23 protein-coding genes are annotated in these 15,815 nt (G+C 70.5%); 8 read left to right on the top strand and 15 right to left on the bottom strand.

Annotation, left to right across the window (positions count from 1 at the left end; all coding sequences use genetic code 11):
- The first annotated feature begins 370 nt into the window (after positions 1 to 370).
- Together VF139_18855 and VF139_18850 are read left to right on the top strand one after the other, a co-directional pair.
- Entirely contained in the window at positions 371 to 889 is a 519-nt protein-coding gene (locus VF139_18855) for a hypothetical protein (GenBank protein ID HEX6853463.1), read from the top strand.
- On the top strand, positions 886 to 1,269 hold the full coding sequence (locus VF139_18850; protein HEX6853462.1) for a TonB C-terminal domain-containing protein: 384 nt from the start codon (positions 886 to 888) through the stop codon (positions 1,267 to 1,269). Before VF139_18855 ends, VF139_18850 begins: the two co-directional genes overlap by 4 nt.
- A 132-nt stretch (positions 1,270 to 1,401) precedes the next feature.
- Here the strand turns inward: VF139_18850 and VF139_18845 are convergent, their stop codons facing one another.
- On the bottom strand, positions 1,402 to 2,709 hold the full coding sequence (locus VF139_18845) for a cyclic 2,3-diphosphoglycerate synthase (GenBank protein ID HEX6853461.1): 1,308 nt from the start codon (positions 2,707 to 2,709) through the stop codon (positions 1,402 to 1,404).
- Between the two features lie 157 nt (positions 2,710 to 2,866).
- Here VF139_18845 and VF139_18840 point away from each other — a divergent pair, with 157 nt between their 5' ends.
- From VF139_18840 to VF139_18820, 5 genes are read left to right on the top strand one after another with little or no spacing between them, the layout of a single operon-like run.
- A complete protein-coding gene (locus VF139_18840; GenBank protein ID HEX6853460.1) occupies positions 2,867 to 4,579 on the top strand; it encodes an AMP-binding protein in 1,713 nt (570 codons plus the stop codon).
- Entirely contained in the window at positions 4,580 to 4,846 is a 267-nt protein-coding gene (locus VF139_18835) for an acyl carrier protein (GenBank protein ID HEX6853459.1), read from the top strand.
- Between the two features lie 9 nt (positions 4,847 to 4,855).
- Positions 4,856 to 6,103: a glycine C-acetyltransferase gene (gene kbl, locus VF139_18830; GenBank protein HEX6853458.1), complete on the top strand. Its 1,248-nt coding sequence runs from the start codon at positions 4,856 to 4,858 to the stop codon at positions 6,101 to 6,103.
- Between the two features lie 14 nt (positions 6,104 to 6,117).
- Positions 6,118 to 6,321, top strand: a complete 204-nt coding sequence (locus VF139_18825; GenBank protein ID HEX6853457.1) for a hypothetical protein — start codon at positions 6,118 to 6,120, stop codon at positions 6,319 to 6,321.
- 4 nt (positions 6,322 to 6,325) lie between these two features.
- Complete coding sequence (locus tag VF139_18820; GenBank protein HEX6853456.1) at positions 6,326 to 7,648, top strand: 4Fe-4S dicluster domain-containing protein; 1,323 nt, start codon at positions 6,326 to 6,328, stop codon at positions 7,646 to 7,648.
- Here VF139_18820 and VF139_18815 read toward each other — a convergent pair.
- The 11 genes from VF139_18815 to VF139_18765 form a co-directional block, all read right to left on the bottom strand.
- Positions 7,587 to 7,793: a hypothetical protein gene (locus VF139_18815; protein ID HEX6853455.1), complete on the bottom strand. Its 207-nt coding sequence runs from the start codon at positions 7,791 to 7,793 to the stop codon at positions 7,587 to 7,589. The genes VF139_18820 and VF139_18815 overlap by 62 nt on opposite strands.
- Positions 7,790 to 8,182, bottom strand: coding sequence for a hypothetical protein (locus VF139_18810; GenBank protein HEX6853454.1), 393 nt, complete (start codon positions 8,180 to 8,182; stop codon positions 7,790 to 7,792). The genes VF139_18815 and VF139_18810 overlap by 4 nt, the downstream gene beginning before the upstream one ends.
- 9 nt (positions 8,183 to 8,191) lie before the next feature.
- The gene (locus VF139_18805; GenBank protein HEX6853453.1) at positions 8,192 to 8,512 is read right to left on the bottom strand and encodes a hypothetical protein; all 321 of its coding nucleotides are present in this window, start codon (positions 8,510 to 8,512) and stop codon (positions 8,192 to 8,194) included.
- A 49-nt stretch (positions 8,513 to 8,561) separates the two neighbouring features.
- Entirely contained in the window at positions 8,562 to 8,783 is a 222-nt protein-coding gene (locus VF139_18800; protein HEX6853452.1) for a hypothetical protein, read from the bottom strand.
- A gap of 66 nt (positions 8,784 to 8,849) precedes the next feature.
- Complete coding sequence (locus tag VF139_18795; GenBank protein ID HEX6853451.1) at positions 8,850 to 9,338, bottom strand: hypothetical protein; 489 nt, start codon at positions 9,336 to 9,338, stop codon at positions 8,850 to 8,852.
- Positions 9,339 to 9,417: 79 nt separating this feature from the next.
- On the bottom strand, positions 9,418 to 9,852 hold the full coding sequence (locus VF139_18790; GenBank protein ID HEX6853450.1) for a hypothetical protein: 435 nt from the start codon (positions 9,850 to 9,852) through the stop codon (positions 9,418 to 9,420).
- Between the two features lie 77 nt (positions 9,853 to 9,929).
- Entirely contained in the window at positions 9,930 to 10,574 is a 645-nt protein-coding gene (gene can / locus VF139_18785) for a carbonate dehydratase (protein HEX6853449.1), read from the bottom strand.
- A gap of 3 nt (positions 10,575 to 10,577) precedes the next feature.
- On the bottom strand, positions 10,578 to 11,018 hold the full coding sequence (locus VF139_18780; protein ID HEX6853448.1) for an SRPBCC domain-containing protein: 441 nt from the start codon (positions 11,016 to 11,018) through the stop codon (positions 10,578 to 10,580).
- An 11-nt stretch (positions 11,019 to 11,029) separates the two neighbouring features.
- The gene (locus VF139_18775; protein ID HEX6853447.1) at positions 11,030 to 11,500 is read right to left on the bottom strand and encodes a DUF1203 domain-containing protein; all 471 of its coding nucleotides are present in this window, start codon (positions 11,498 to 11,500) and stop codon (positions 11,030 to 11,032) included.
- Positions 11,501 to 11,557: 57 nt separating this feature from the next.
- A complete protein-coding gene (locus VF139_18770) occupies positions 11,558 to 12,370 on the bottom strand; it encodes an isocitrate lyase/phosphoenolpyruvate mutase family protein (GenBank protein HEX6853446.1) in 813 nt (270 codons plus the stop codon).
- Entirely contained in the window at positions 12,367 to 13,359 is a 993-nt protein-coding gene (locus VF139_18765; GenBank protein HEX6853445.1) for an AraC family transcriptional regulator, read from the bottom strand. Before VF139_18765 ends, VF139_18770 begins: the two co-directional genes overlap by 4 nt.
- Before the next feature lie 108 nt (positions 13,360 to 13,467).
- Here VF139_18765 and VF139_18760 point away from each other — a divergent pair, with 108 nt between their 5' ends.
- Positions 13,468 to 14,301, top strand: coding sequence for an NAD(P)H-binding protein (locus VF139_18760; GenBank protein HEX6853444.1), 834 nt, complete (start codon positions 13,468 to 13,470; stop codon positions 14,299 to 14,301).
- Between the two features lie 32 nt (positions 14,302 to 14,333).
- Here the strand turns inward: VF139_18760 and VF139_18755 are convergent, their stop codons facing one another.
- From VF139_18755 to VF139_18745, 3 genes are all read right to left on the bottom strand, one after another.
- The gene (locus VF139_18755) at positions 14,334 to 14,831 is read right to left on the bottom strand and encodes a hypothetical protein (protein ID HEX6853443.1); all 498 of its coding nucleotides are present in this window, start codon (positions 14,829 to 14,831) and stop codon (positions 14,334 to 14,336) included.
- Between the two features lie 224 nt (positions 14,832 to 15,055).
- The gene (locus tag VF139_18750; GenBank protein ID HEX6853442.1) at positions 15,056 to 15,433 is read right to left on the bottom strand and encodes a hypothetical protein; all 378 of its coding nucleotides are present in this window, start codon (positions 15,431 to 15,433) and stop codon (positions 15,056 to 15,058) included.
- A 1-nt stretch (position 15,434) separates the two neighbouring features.
- On the bottom strand, positions 15,435 to 15,815 hold the full coding sequence (locus VF139_18745; protein HEX6853441.1) for a hypothetical protein: 381 nt from the start codon (positions 15,813 to 15,815) through the stop codon (positions 15,435 to 15,437).

The raw sequence follows: 15,815 nt of genomic DNA, 5'->3' as shown, positions 1-15,815 counted from the left end.
CGGCCCGAGAAGACACCCGGTATCGCGGGGCCAGCCGCGCGGACACTTGGTTGAGCGGGGACCTCCCGCTCCGCATCCCCGGGCGGCGGCCTTCGGAAGGCCGCCGTCCGGGTTGGCACCTTGGGCTGTCCGTCCCAGGTTGCCGGGCCCGCACGTGCGGGCCTCTCCGGATGTCACCGGCAAAGTACCCCCCTTGAAGGGCTCCTTCAAGGGGCGTTTGTGTCATGGCTCGGGCGACGTCGCCGGAGCCTCCCCGGGGCGGATCACTTTCCGCGACGTCGGGTTCGGGGGACGGTTGCCTTACGCTTCCCGTCGTTGATTTCGAGTGAGGCTCGTCCTACTCTCCGCGCACACAGGGAGGTTGTGTCCCATGAGGGGACTCGCTCGGTTGGGTGTCGTCGGGTTGCTCCTCGCCGGCACCGCGTCCGCGCAGACGACGACGGTGGCGCTGCGGACGCAGGACGCGGCTCTCCCGAAGCTCGGGCTCCCCTCGCTGCGCGTGCAGGTCGAAGGGACGGGTCCGGTCGCCCTCGACACATTCCACGCGTGGATGACCTCCGACGTGCTCCGTCTCTCGCACGTGAAGGACGGGGCGGGGGATCCGTCCCCCGACTACACCCTGGTCGTGCGATTCCTCGAGGACGCGCCGGACTCGGGATCCGTCGCCTTCGAGGCGAGCCTCATCACCCACGACGGGACGACGGCGTGGGTCGCCGACGGGCGGACGACCGCCGACGGGGCCTCCCGCGACGCCGCCACATGGCGGACGATCGGCCGCAACGTGATCTCCGCCCTCTGCCGTGACGGGTGGCTGCAGCCGAAATACGATCCCGACAATCCGCCGCCGGCGACGCCGGTCGTCGAGCGAAAGGCGGCCGCGCCACGATGAAGCGGACGCTCCGCCTCGCGATCGCGCTCGTCGTCGCCGCGGGAACGGCCCTCGCCGCGGGCGGGGTGAAGCCGAAGGCCAACGCCTACTTCCAGACCGGGTTCGACGACACCGCCTGGCAGCAGGCGGCGTTCAAGAAGGTGGTCGCGGGGTGGAAGCCCACCGCCGCCCCGGCGGTCGGGAAAAAGACCGTCCTGATCGCATCGATCTCCCGGGACGGGGCGCTTCTCGGCCTGCGGGAGCACCTCACCACGGGGGTTGCGGGGTGGGACGCTACGGCGATCGAGGCGGTGAAGAAGGCCGCGCCGTTCCCGAAGCTCCCCAAGTCGTGGGTCTACCCGACCCTCGAGGTGCACTTCCACTTCGAAGCGGGAAAATAGGGACAGCAACCTATTTCGGGAGGATTGGGGACAGTCACCCTATTCCCCCGATCCCGTAATTGTGCGCTTCGGGATCGGGGAAATAGGGTGACTGTCCCCAATCCTCCCGAAATAGGTTGCTGTCCCTATTTATCAGAACCGCGCCAAGGCGTCCTCAAGCGTGGGCGTGCCGATCTCCTCGAGCTCGTAGCTGACCCGCTGGGCGGGCTTCGCGAGGGCGATCGTGCGCCTCAGGTCGATCGGCGTCCCGATCAGGACGAGATCGCACGGGGTCTTCGCGATCGTCGCGGCGAGGTCGGCCATCTGCCGCTCGCCGTACCCCATCGCGGGGAGGAGCGTCCCGATCCCGGGGTACTTCTCGAAGGTGTCCGCGATCGTCCCGACGGCGAAGGCGCGCGGGTCGACGATCTCCCGGGCTCCGTGCTTCATCGCGGCGAGGACCGCGGCGCCGTATTTCATCTCGCCGTGGGTGAGGGTCGGGCCGTCCTCGACGCACAACACACGCTTCCCGCGGATGGCGCGGGCGTCCTCGACGTAGAGGGGCGAGGCGGCGTCCACCACGATCGCCTCGGGGTTGAGCTCGCGGATCGAGCGGCGGACCGCCTCGATCCCGGCGCCGTCCGCGGAGTCGATCTTGTTGATCACGACGACGTGCGCGCGGCGGAGGTTCGCTTCGCCGGGGTGGTAGGTCCGCTCGTGGCCGGGGCGGTGGGGGTCGACGATCACGATCTCGAGGTCGGCGCGATAGAAGGGGAGGTCGTTGTTCCCGCCGTCCCAGAGGACGACGTCGGCCTCCTTCTCGGCTTCCGCCAGGATCGCGCCGTAATCGACCCCGGAGTAGATCACGCTCCCCATCGCGATGTGCGGCTCGTACTCCTCGCGCTCCTCGATCGTGCACTGGTGCTTGTCGAGATCGGCGAGGGCGGCGAACCGCTGCACCTTCTGCGCGGCGAGGTCGCCGTACGGCATCGGGTGACGCACGGAGACGACCCGCCGCCCCTTCTTCTTGAGGATCGAAACCACGCGCCGGGTCGTCTGCGATTTTCCGCACCCCGTGCGCACGGCGCACACCGAGACGACGGGGACCTGCGACGGGATCATCGACGCGTTCGGCCCGATCAGCCGGAAGTCGGTCCCCGCCGCGAGGGCGCGCGAGGCCATGTGCATCACGCTCTCGTGCGACACGTCGCTGTAGGAGAAGACGACCTCGTCCACCTTCAGCTCGCGCACCAGTCGCTCGAGATCCTCCTCGCGGTGGATCGGGATGCCGTTCGGGTAGAGCTTCCCCGCGAGCTCGGCCGGATATCGGCGGCCCTCGATGTTGGGAATCTGCGTCGCGGTGAAGGCCACCACGTCGTTCGACGGATCGTTCCGGAACACCGTATTGAAATTGTGAAAGTCGCGACCGGCGGCACCCAGGATCAGGACGCGGCGGGGCATGCGGAACCTCCTCGGGCGGGAAACGGCCCTGATTATCGGCCGCGGTGCGGCATCGGTGCCAGCGGCGGTTTTGACTTTTGTCCTTGGTGCACCTCCCGCGCGGTGCCACGATGCGGGTGTCTCCCGCCTCGCGCGGCCCGGTGGTTCGGAGGCTGCGATGCGCGTCACCCTTCCCGGGGTCGCGGCGTTACCCGATTGCGTCGCGGAACTCGACTGGGAGCACGGCCGTCGGGAGCTCGGACTCGCCCGCGGCGCGCCCGCGAACCTCGGCTGGCAGTGCAGCGACCGCCTGTGCACGATCGGGCTCGCCCACGCCGTCGCGATGATCTGGGAGGACGCCGCCGGGCACGAGCGCCGCTACGACTACGACGACCTGCGCCTGTTGTCGAACGCGACGGCGGCGGCGCTCCGGGGGCTTGCGGCCGAACCCGGAGACCGGATCTGCCTGTTCCTCGACCGGATTCCCGAGCTGTACTTCGGGATGCTGGGGATCCTCAAGCTCGGGGCGATCGCGCAGCCGCTGTTCTCCGCGTTCGGGGAGGAGTCGCTCCTCACGCGCCTGGCCGACGCCTCGACCTCGATCGTCCTCACGCAGCGCAAGCACCTCGGGAAGGTCCGGCGCATCCGCGCCGGCCTCCCCGCGCTGCGCCAGGTCGTCGTGGTGGACGCCGCGGGGCTCGAGCTGCGCGAGGGGGAGCGCGCGCTCGACCTCGCGGCGCTCCCGCGCGTCGACCGATTCGACTTCTTCCCCGCGGCCGAGGAGACGCCGTCGATCCTGCACTACACGTCGGGGACGACCGGCCAGCCGAAGGGGGCGCTGCACGTCCACGGATCGCTCGTCGCGCAGTACCTCACCTCGCGCGCCGTCCTCGACCTCCACCCCGGCGACCGGTACTGGTGCAACGCCGACCCCGGGTGGGTGACCGGGACCTCGTACGGCATCCTCGGACCGTGGTCCTGCGGCGTCACGCAGCTGGTGCTCGACTCGGGATTCAACGCCGAGCGGTGGTACGGCTTCCTGGAGAAACACCGCGCGACCGTCTGGTACTCGGCGCCGACCGCGATCCGGCTTCTCATGCGCGAGGGGGCCGAAGTGGCGCGGCGCCACGATCTCTCCGCGCTCCGGCACCTCGCGAGCGTGGGGGAGCCGCTCAATCCCGAGGCGGTGATCTGGTCTCGGCAGACCTTCGGCACCCCCTTTCACGACACCTACTGGCAGACGGAGACCGGCTGCATCGTGATCGCCAACTACCCCGGGATGTCGGTGAAGCCGGGTTCGATGGGGAAGCCGTTCCCGGGGATCGACGCGACGGTCGTGCATCCGGAGACGTTCGAGCCGATGCGGGAACCGGGGAGGGCCGGGCTGATCGCGCTCGCTCCCGGATGGCCGTCGATGATGCGCGCGTACTGGAACAAACCCGAGGCGTACGCCGCGAAGTTCCGCAACGGCCGTTATCTCACCGGCGACCGCGCGTCGATCGACGCCGACGGGTACTTCTGGTTCGTGGGGCGGGACGACGACGTCATCAACACCGGCGGGCACCTCGTCGGCCCGTTCGAGATCGAGTCGGCGCTGCTCGAGCATCCCGCGGTCGCGGAGTCGGCGGCGGTCGCAAGCCCCGATCCGATCAACATGGAGGTCGTGAAGGCGTTCGTCGTGCTCAAGCCGGGGGTGCTCGGCGACGTCGACCTCGAGCTCGAGCTGATGAACGCGCTCCGCAAGCGCCTTTCTCCGCTCGCGATGCCGCAGAAGATCGAGTTCGTCGAGGGGCTGCCGAAGACGCGCAGCGGCAAGATCGTCCGCCGCATCCTCCGCGCGCGGGAGTTCGGCGAGCCCGTCGGCGACGTGTCGACGTTGATGGAGGAATAGATGGACGACCTCAAGCGCACGATCCTCGACTACGTCGTCCGGGAGTACCTCGAGGAGGGGGACGACCGGACGCTCGACGCGACGACGCCGCTCATCACCGGCGGGATCGTGGACTCCTTCTCGATGGTGTCGCTGAAGCGATTCCTCGAGCGGCGCTACGGGATCGCGATCCCGGACGCCGAGGCGACCCCCGACGCGTTCGACACCGTCGAGCGCATCGCGGCCCTGGTCGGGAAAATCCGGTCCGCGGCTCCCGCGGGGCTCTAGGAGGGCGCGATGGCCTACTCCCCGGACACACGCCGGTGGTACCGGCAGGAGCTCGACTCCATCCGCGACGCCGGTCTGCTCAAGCAGGAGCGGTTCATCCACGGCGCGCAGGGCGCCGAGATCGACGTCGAGTTCCCCCCGGGCACGCCGGCCCGGCGGGTGATCAACCTCTGCGCGAACAACTACCTGGGCCTGGCGTCCGACCCCGAGGTCGTCTCCGCGGCGATCGACGGCCTCGACGCACGGGGATACGGCATGTCCTCGGTGCGCTTCATCTGCGGAACGCAGGACATCCACCGCGATCTCGAGATCGCCCTCACCGAGTTCCTCGGCGCCGAGGACACCCTCCTGTTCCCGTCGTGCATGGACGCCAACGCGGGCGTCTTCGAGGCATTGCTCGGCGAGAAGGACGTCCTGATCGCCGACCGGCTCGTCCACGCCTCGATCGTGGACGGCATGCGCCTGTGCAAGGCGATGCAGGACACCTACAAGCACTCCGACATGGCGCACCTCGAGGAGAAGCTCCTCGAGCACCGCGACAAGCGCTTCCGGATGATCGTCACCGACGGCGTCTTCTCGATGGACGGCGACGTCGCGAAGCTCGACGAGATCGTCGATCTCGCCGACCGCCACGACGCGATGGTCTGCGTGGACGACTCGCACGCGACCGGGTTCATGGGGCCGCGCGGCCGCGGCACGCACGAGCGCTGCGGGGTCGTCGGGCGTGTGGACCTGATCACGACGACGCTCGGCAAGGCGCTCGGCGGCGCCTCCGGCGGATGCGTCAGCGGCCGGCGCGAGCTGGTCGAGCTGTGCCGCCAGCGTGCGCGGCCGTACCTGTTCTCCAACGCCGTGGCCCCGCCGATCGTCGCCGGGGCGCTTCGCGTGCTCGAGATCCTCACCCGCTCGACCGAGCGCCGCGATCGCCTGGAGCGCAACGCGGTCTACTGGCGCCAGCTCCTCGTGAACGCCGGATTCGACGTGCGGCCGGGGGAGAGCCCGATCGTGCCGGTGATGCTCTACAACGCGAAGCTCGCGCAGGACATGGCGCGCGACCTGTTCACGGAGGGGATCTACGTCGTCGGGTTCTTCTTCCCGGTCGTCCCGAAGGGGCAGGCGCGCATCCGGACACAGGTCTCGGCGGCGCACGAGCTGCACCACCTCGATCTCGGCATCGAGGCGTTTCACAAGGTCGGCCGGCGTTACGGGGTGCTCGGCAAGGGTCGCAAGGAGCTCGTCGAGGCGTTCGGCCTCTGAAAGCGGGTGAGGCCATGGTCGTCGAATTGAAGGACACGGAGCGCGACATCGTCGAGAAGCTCGAGCGCGAGGGGTGGGAGGTCCGCTGGAAGCTCGGATGGGTCGCCGAGGCGCGCAAGGGGTCGTATCACGAGCGCGCCGTCGCGGACAGCCGCGAGGAGGCGCTCCGGGAGCTGAGCGACCTCACGCTGCTCGACGCGGTCGAGGGCTGCCCGTAAGGCCGTGGCGCACCTCGCGACGCAGTCGGCCTACGGCCGTCTCGCGGACCGGATCAACCGGTTCCCGCAGGGGGCCCCGCCCTCCTCCGTCCTCTTCGCGATCCTGAAGATGCTCTTCAGCGAGCGGGAGGCGGCGCTGGTCGCGCGGCTCCCGATCCGGCCGTTCCGCGTCGCGCTCGCCGCGAGGGTCTGGAAGCTGCCGGAAGATCGGGCGCGGGCGATCCTCGACGGGCTCGCCGACCGCGGGATCCTCCTGGACTGCGGGAGCGAGGCGGGGATGACGTACGTCCTCCCGCCGCCAATGGCGGGGTTCTTCGAGTTCTCGATGATGCGCGTGCGCGCCGACCTCGACCAGAAGGCGCTCGCGGAGCTCTTCCACGAGTACATCAACGTCGAGGAGGAGTTCATCCGCAGCCTGTTCACCACGGGGGAGACCCAGATCGGCCGGACCTTCGTCCACGAAGGGATGCTCCCGTCCGAGCCTTCGCTCCGGGTACTGGACTACGAGCGGGCCAGCTGGGTGGTGAAGTCCGCGGCGCCGATGGCGGTGGGGACCTGTTACTGCCGCCACAAGGCCGAGCACCTCGGCCGCGACTGCGACGCGCCCAAGCAGATCTGCATGACGTTCAACGGCGTGGCGAGATCCCTGATCCGCCACGGGATCGCGCGCGAGGTGGACGTGGTCGAGGGGCTCGACCTGCTCCAGGAGGCCCGCGACCGCCGTCTCGTCCAGTTCGGGGAAAACGTCCGCGAGCGCGTGAGCTTCGTGTGCAACTGCTGCGGCTGCTGCTGCGAGGCGATGATCGCGGCACGGCGCTTCGGGATGCTCCATCCGGTCCACACGACGAACTTCCTCCCGGAGGTCGACCGCGCCCTCTGCAACGGGTGCGGCAAGTGCGCCGACGCCTGCCCGGTCGAGGCGATGGGGCTCGTCTCGGCGAACGACCCGGCCCACCCGAAGCGGAAGGCCGCGCGCCTCGACGCCGCGACCTGCCTCGGGTGCGGGGTGTGCGCGTCGGCATGCGACCGCCGGGGGATCCGCCTCGTCCCGCGCGCCGAGCGCGTGATCACGCCGCTCGATTCCACCCACAAGGCCGTCGTGATGGCGATCGAGCGGGGGAAGCTCCAGAACCTCCTCTTCGACCGGCACGTCCTGTGGAGCCATCGGGCGATGGCGGCGGTCCTGGGGGTGATCCTCAAGCTCCCGCCGGTCTCGCGCGCGATGGCGAGCCGGCAGATGAAGTCGCGTTACCTCGAGCGACTCTTCACGAGGTCGCGCGGCCGGGTCCCCGCAGCACCCGCGCCGGGAGGAGCAGGATCGCCCTGAGCGTCTGGAAGACGACGTCGACCGCGATGCCGAGCAGGCGGAACGGAAGCAGGACGATCCAGACGATCGGGTAGAGGATCAGCGCGATCAGCGCGAGCGGCCAGCAGAGGATCAGGAGAATCAGCCAGAGCAGGAACTTCGTCATCGGGGGCCTCCCGCACCCGCGGAGGATGCACTCGCCCGGAATTTCCGCCAGCCCCACCGTCCCGCAAGGCCGCAGGCCAGGGAGAGCGCGGGGAACAACACCACGTTGAGCACCAGAAGCGGCACCGCCGGGCCGTACTCCGTCGCGCGGGCCAGCGCCATCGCGCTCCCGACTCCCACGAGGACGGGACCCCACGACGCGAGCCCGGCGAGCCACCAATACCGGTCGAGCATCGCCCCGATCGCGCCGCACCCGAGGAGATAGGCGCCGCCCACGAACATCGCGCGCCCGAGCATCGACTCGCCGGGCGCCGCGTCGGCGAAGACCCCCGACAGCCCGACGACGCCGGTCACGAGGACGAGCACGACCGAGATCAGCCAGCGGACCATGCCGGCGGCCTACCCCTGGCCGCGCAGAATCGCGTCGACCACCTCGTAGTGGGTGACGGTGGGCTCCTTCTCGAGCAGGAACGGTTCGTCCTCGGGGTAATACTTCGCCCGCGAGACGTCGTCGCCCGCGAACGCGCGGATCGCCTCCCAGGAGTCCCAGAAGGTCAGCGTCACGACGTGGGTGACGTCCCCGTCGTGCCGTTGCAGGTAGTAGATGCCGCGGATTCCGGCGCTCGCGCCGTACTCCTCGAGGCCCGTCGCCGCGACGACCTCGTGATACCGACCGGCGTCCTCGCGGCGGACGCGACCGTGCCACATGCGGGCGATCATGACCGGCACACCTCCTACCTCGGCGTCGCCGAGACCGCAGCGGGGGCGGTCATCGGTCGCCGTGGACGGGCCGTCGCTCGCGCTCGATCGGCCACTCGACGAACGCGAGCACCAGGATGAGGACGAACGGGCCTGTCAGCGCCAGCAGGGCGAGCGAGCCGGGAAAGCCCAGCCGCTTCACGACGCGCCAGCAGGTCCACAGGTAAAACCACGCGACGGGGACCGCGACCAATAGAAGGACGAGGACCTCGAACCCGCCGAATGCACCCACGGCATCACCTCGATCGCGCGGTGGCGCGAGCACGAACGAGGCTACCCCAATTCGCCGACCCCGGGATCAGGCCGTTGCGTTCTTCGCCCGCCGGAGCTGCAGAAAGACGACGACCGCGAAGACCGCGACGAGCCCGCCGAGGATCGGGCGGAGGATCGGGTCGTCCGGGGACGCGGCGATCGGGGCCCCGCGCGGGACCCGGGTCAGGGTCTCCGCGAAACCGGGGATGAGGTGGCCGAGCAGCAGGGTGAAGGTGTAGCTGACGATCCGGACGGCGCGCGCGCGGCGGCCGAACAGCTCCGTCGCTCCCGCGAGCGTTCCGACCGCCAGGGCGACGAGGGTCAGAACCGCGAGGACGTGCGGCGGGCCGAAGGTCCCGTGGCGGAAGATCCCGAGCGAGGTGGCCGCGGCGACGAAGGTCGCGCCGAGGTAGAGCTGCCCGAGGCGGTTGTCGAGGAGGATCTCCCTGTCCCGGATCAGCGCCGCGACGCCGAACACCAGCGCCACGAGGGCGATCAACGTGTGAAACAGGCCGAGCGGCGACAAACCTCCCATGGGGCGCTCCTTTCGCGGCGCGGCAAAGTCTGCCCGTTCCGGGAGGGCGTGTCCACGACGAAAGCGGGCCGGACCCGATTCAGGGAGCGACGACCTCGAAGAAGGCGGCCGAGGCGTCGTGCTCCGGGCGCCCCCGCAGGTCGAGGGATTGCGCCTGCACGTCGCACCGGAAGACCGCGGGACCGATCGCCGTGTCCGGGGGCACGACGAAGAAGATCGCGAGCTCGAAGCCGCCGTCGGGACCGAGGAATCCGGGGTCGAAGTTCCCGGTCAGCCGCGAGACGGTGCCGTCCGAGTACTCCACCTCGGCCTGCAGCCGGACGCGGACGTCGCCGTCCGTCGCATTCGCGACGGTGCAGATCCCTTCGTTGGCCCCGCCCGGCGTCGCGGCGGGGAAGAAGACCTGGGACGCGACGTGCACGACGTCCGGCGGGGGCGGGGGAGCGTCGCTCGTCTGGCCCGAAGCCGGGAGCGCGAACGCGACGACGGCCAGGCAAGCGAGGGCGAATCGCATGGGGCCTCCTTCGGAGGGGCGATTACGCCCCGGAGCCGGGGGCGGCAAGCGGAAAGCGGCGAAGCGGCCCGGCGGTGTCAGGCCAGCGCCGCGATTGCCGCGTGCCAGGCGTCCGCCGCCTCGTCGGGGGCGGTGACGGTGGCCTTCAGGTCTCGCAGCAGTCCGTCCTCGAGTCCGTAGATCCAGCCGTGGACGGTCAACTCCTGACCCCGCTCCCACGCGTCGCGCACGATCGTCGTCTGGCAGACGTTCGCCGTCTGCTCGATGACGTTGAGCTCGCACAGCCTTGCGTGCACTTCCGCGTCGCCCTCGATCGCGGCGAGCCTCTCGACGTGTTTCCGGCGCACGTCCTCGACGTGGCGCAGCCAGTTGTCGCTGAGCCCCAGTCGGTCGCGACGGAGTACCGCCCGCACGCCGCTGCAGCCGTAGTGCCCGCAGACGATCACGTGACGGACCTTCAGGAGCTCGACGGCGAACTGCATCACCGAGAGGCAGTTCAGGTCGGTGTGCACGACGAGGTTCGCGAGATTGCGGTGGACGAACAGCTCGCCGGGCATCAGCCCCACGATCTGGTTGGCCGGGACGCGGCTGTCCGAGCAGCCGATCCAGAGGTAACCGGGCGACTGCTGGTGCGAGAGCTCGGCGAAGAAGTCCGGCTGCTGCCGCCGGATCCCCTCGGCCCAGGCCCGGTTCGCGTCGAACAGGTGGTGCAGGGTCCTCATGCGCTAATTATCCGCATATCCGTGCTGCCAGGTGCGCTCGGGGTCGTGATTGCGCAGGTCGACGCCGTGGTCGACCGCGGCCTTCATGGCCATCAGAACCGAGACCCAGCCCGACAGCATCTCGTCCCACATCGACGCGTCGACCTCCCTCGCCACGAGCGTCAGGTCGGTCCCTCCCTTCCCGTCCGGGGCGAGCGAGAACTCGGTCCGTGTCCCGAAGTACTCGAGCGCGAACCGGCGCGGTGGATCGCGGCGGAGGACGCCGCCGGAGAAGGGCGGGTAGCCGAGGATGTGGAAGGTGATCGTGTCCCCCGCCTCCGGGGAGGACTCGGCCCAGTACCGCTCGCGGCCGGCGGGGGTCGCGAGGGCGTCGTAGACCGCCTCCGGAGGGGAGGCGAAGTGCATCTTCCAGCGGATCGTGCCGGGCTCGGGTTGAAACGTCATGCCCGCGGAGGCTACACCCGACGCACGGCGCACGAAAAGCACCCCGGCTTCGCGTTGTGCAGGTGAATGTAGGCGACGGTCTCCCGCCGGAACTGCCGCTCGATCTCCGCGGCAACTTCCGTCCCCTCGCAGACCGCGGCGCCGACCATGAGGTGCGCGGCGTCGTAGGCGCGCACCGAGATGAGGCGCGAGGCGACGGTGTCGGGGATCTCCCCGGGTGCGAGCGTCCGGGACTTCGCCCCGCGCCGGACGAAGATCGGCCCGACCGATCGGTAGGGGGAACGTTCGGGCAGGTGAGACCAGGGGAGGAGGAGCAGTTCCTCGCCGACCTCGGCGTCCTCGAGGCTGACCCGGCAGGGGTAGCCCGGCTTCTCGTCCGCCCGGACCCGCATGGCGCCGATTTCGGCGAGCTGCGGCGCGGGAAGACCGAAGAGGGGCTCGAACGGCTCGTGGGCGAGTGCGACCAACCGGAAGTGGCTCATGACCGAAGGATGCCTTCCCGAGCGCGTCGCCGCGCGCCGGAATCGGACCTCGAACGCTCAGGCGAACCTGCCGTTGATTTCCGCGAACGGGACTGCGCGTCCGAGGGCGCGGAAGGTGCCGTGCCGGGCGATCTCGTGCGCGGCCTCGAGAAAGCCCGCCCACGCCGTTCGCGCGAGGGCGCCTCCGACGCTGATGCGCCGGACGCCGAGTGCCGCGAGGGCGTCGACGGTGGCGAAGTCGCTCCCCACGAGGACGTTCACCGGGACCGGCGAGACCTCCCGCACGATCGCGGCGATGTCCTCGAGGCTCCGGATCCCCGGAGCGTAGACGCAGTCCGCGCCCGCCTCGACGAAGGCGACCAGACGGCGCAGGGTCTCCCCGAGGTCGGGCCGGCCCACGAGGAACCCCTCGGAGCGGGCCGTCAGCAGCACTCCCGTTCCGGAGGCGTGGATCGCGTGGTGCGCGGCCTCGATCCGCGCCACGGCGACGGGGAGCTCGAAGAGGGGATTCGAGGGGTCGCCCGTGGAGTCCTCGATCGAGAGGCCGGCGATTCCCGTCGCCACGGCCGCGGCCACGTTCGCGGCGACGGCGTCGGGGCCCACGGCGAACCCCCCTTCGAAGTCGGCGTTGACCGGAACCCCGACCCCGTGCGCGATCGTCCGCAGGTGCGCGAGGACGTCGTCGCGGGTGACGCCGTTGTCGGGCCGCCCCATCGACCAGGCGAACCCCGCGCTCGTCGTCGCGAGCGCCGGGAAACCGAGTTGCTCGAGCACACGGGCGCTCCCCAGATCCCACGGGTTGGGGATCACGAAACACCCCGACTCGTGAAGCCGACGGAACCTGACGCAACGCTCGGCGAAGTGAGTCATGCCACGCCTCCCCGCGCTCCCCGGCGACGCTTCACCGATCCGGGCCAGGCGCCGACCACGCGTCGGAAGGCCCGGCTGAAGGCCGCCTCGGAAGCGTACCCCAGGCGACCGGCGACCTCCGCGATCGAGACGTCGTCCTCCTGGAGCCAGCGCAAGGCGACCTGCATGCGCCATCGCGCGACATACCGCATCGCCGGCTCGCCGACGAGCTCCGCGAAGCGCGCGGCGAACGCGGAGCGCGACATGGCCGCTTCGGCCGCGAGCGCGGCGACGCTCCAGGGGCGTGCCGGTTCGCGGTGGATGCGCGCGAGCGCCCGCCCGATCTGCGGGTCCCGTAACGCGCCGAGCCAGCCGGACCGCGCGGTGGAATCCTCCGCGATCCAGCTCCGGATCGCCTCGATCACCAGGACGTCGGCCAGCCGCGAGAGGATCGCCTCGCCGCCGGGGCGCATCTCGCCCGCCTCCGCCGCCATCCAGCGCAGCGTTCCGCGCATCCACTCCGCGTCGGGGGCGCGTTCCGCACGGATCGAGAGCAGCCCGGGGAGCATCGCGACGATCCGTCGCGCCGCGGGATGGTCGAATCGCACGGCGCCGCACATCAGGTGGGTCGGCTCGCCGCCGCCGCCGAACCGGAGGAGTTCGTAGCGCTCGCTCAGGCGCTCGCGGGGAAGATCGAAGAGCATTCGCGTCGGTGTTCCGGGTGCGCTCGCGATGCGGTGACCTTCGCCGTGGGGGACGAGCAGGACCTCGCCGGGTACGAGCCACCTCGGCTCGGCCTCGGGGACCTCGACCCACAAGCGCCCGGTCGTGACGACGTGGAACATGAGGCAGCCGGGGAGCGCGGGAAGCTCGATCCCCCACGGCGCCGTGAGCTCGGATCGGGTGTAGACGACCCCGCTCATGTGCACCACGTGCAGCGCCTCCCCCACGGGGTCGACGGGGGTCCAGGGCGCCTCCGGAGGGCCGATCGTGATCTCGCCCGGGTTCATGGAGGGGAGTTTACGGGGCCGTGGACGATCGGGCACGAGATCGGGCGCCCCGATCATGGGAACGCTCGGAGGGCTCCCCTATCGTGCCCGGTCGAGGAGACCCCGGTCATGACGCACGCGGACACGAACCCCACGCTCGTTCTCGGCGCCACCGGAAAGACCGGCCGGCGCGTTCTCGATCGCCTTCACGCGCGCGGCGTCCCCACGCGCGCGGGAACGCGCCGCAGCGCGGTCCCGTTCGACTGGAACGACCCGGCGACGTGGCCGGCGGCGCTGCGGGACGTTCGCGCCGCGTACGTCGTCTACGCCCCGGATCTCGCCGTGCCGGCCGCCGCCGCCGCGATCCGGCACTTCACCGAGCTTGCCGTCCGGAGCGGCGTCCGCCGCCTCGTCCTCCTCTCCGGAAGGGGCGAGGAGGAGGCGCAGCGCTGTGAGCGGATCGTCCAGGACTCCGCAGCGGCGTGGACGATCGTGCGCGCGAGCTGGTTCTGCCAGAACTTCAGCGAAGGGGCCTTCCTGGACCTCGTCCTCGGCGGGGAGGTGGCGCTCCCCGTGGACGGAGTCGCGGAGCCGTTCGTGGACGCCGACGACCTCGCGGACGTCGTCGTCGCCGCGCTGACCGAAGCCGGTCACGCGGGCAGGGTCTACGAGGTCACCGGTCGCCGCGCGTGGACCTTCGCGCGGGCGGTGGAGGAGATCGCGGCGGCGTCGGGTCGGAACGTCCGGTTCGTCCCGATCTCCCACGAGGCGTTCCGCACCGGACTGCTCGAGGCGGGAGTCCCCCTTCCCGAGGCGGACCTGCTCGGGTATCTGTTCGGCACGATTCTCGACGGCCGTAACGCCCGTGCGGGCGACGGCGTCCGACAGGCCCTCGGCCGCGAGGCGCGGGACTTCGGGGAGTGGGCCCGGGAGGCGGCGGCGCGAGGGGCGTGGGCGAAGTGAAGCGTGCGCCCGGAACGGAACGGCGATCGGGCCTACCGCTCCGGCGCGCTGGGAAGCCTCCACCGACCGCTCGCGAGGTCGAGCTTGTGGCAGTGCGTGCACTCCCCCTGAAAGACGGTGAGGTAGGGATTCTGCTCGCCGCCGGTCAGGTGGATCGCGTGGATCATCCCGGCGAAGGGGGGGGCCATCTTCGAAGTCCGGCCGTGGCAGGCCAGGCACTTCCCGGGCACGCTCGCGACGGAGCCCGACGCCTCCGGGTGCCGCCCCGCGAGCGTCAGACCCGACGGTGCCGCGGCGCGGGCCTTCTCGAGGAGACTCGGCTCGACCTTCTCGCCCCACTGCCGGAGCAAGGTGCCGAAGCGGGTATCCAGCTTCTTGTCGGCGTAGTTCAAGTGGCAATCGACGCAGCCGTTCGGGAACGGATCCTCGGCATTGATCCCCGGGATCTTCCTCGCGGCGGGCGGCCCCTCGGCCGCGGCGACGGCCGAAGCACCCAGGGCGGCGACGAGCAGCATCGTTCTCGCGTTCATGGTTCCCTCCTGCGCGGTCGGACGACTCCCGCGTCCGTTTAAGCAGGCGGCAGACGCGGGGGCTGCGACCAAAGTCACACCACCGGCTTGAGGTCGAGGACGGGCGTGCCGTCGACCGCCTCGAGCTGCGCGACCCGGAGACGGGGCCCGGAGATCTCCAGAACCGTGACCCGGTGCAGCCCCCGGAACGACGGCGTCCGGGGAGGAGGTCCTGCGACGGGGCGTCAGCGAACCGGGCAGTCCTTCGGGTCCGGGGGCCGCAGCTCCACGACCTCGCGGACGAGGAACCCGTTCCCGTTCGGACCGACCGAGCTCGAGCGGACGCCCTTCACGCGCAGGAACACCGGGCGGTTCGGCGCGAGCCGCCCGTCCGACTTCGCGCGCTCCGCCTGCTCGACGGAGACGCCGGTGAACGTGATCCACACCTTCGGGTCGTCGGGCGGCGCAGCGCAGGGTTCGAGCCAGCTCGCCCCTTCGCCTTGCGTGAAGGTCCCGGCGAGCTCGATCGACGGAAGGTCGTCCGCTTCCTGGTGCGTGCCGGCGCAGCCGGCTGCGAGGAGAACCAATACGAGCGGCACGAAGTGGCGTCGGGACATCTTCACCTCACGAGCTCCGGGCATCCGCCCGGAGCGCCGCCCACGTCCATGCCCCGCCGAGAGCATCCAGAACACCGAACGTCACCAGGTTCGGCTTCGCGAGCCCCAGCGCCGCGAACGTGGCGAAGGAGAGCAGGACCAGCAGACGCGCGAAGACCGAGGCGACGAAGAACGCGCGCGCCTCGCAGACCCCCGCGTACCAGTAGTAGATGCCGATGTTGAAGACGACGACGCCCAGCACGCGGATCCAGATTTCCTCGGTCGCCGCGAAGCCGAAGGTCGTCAGCAACAGATTCGGCACCAGCGCCAGGATCGCCCCCAGGCCGAGGAGGTAGACGCCGAACGCCTTGAGGGAGAAGGCGGCCCTGGAAGCGCGGCGGACGGACAT

This window comes from Candidatus Polarisedimenticolaceae bacterium, from assembly GCA_036376135.1.
In the GTDB taxonomy this organism is placed as follows: Bacteria; Acidobacteriota; Polarisedimenticolia; order Polarisedimenticolales; family DASRJG01; genus DASVAW01.
Note: the sequence above shows the minus strand (reverse complement) of the source record. Positions and strands in the feature narration are given on the sequence as shown.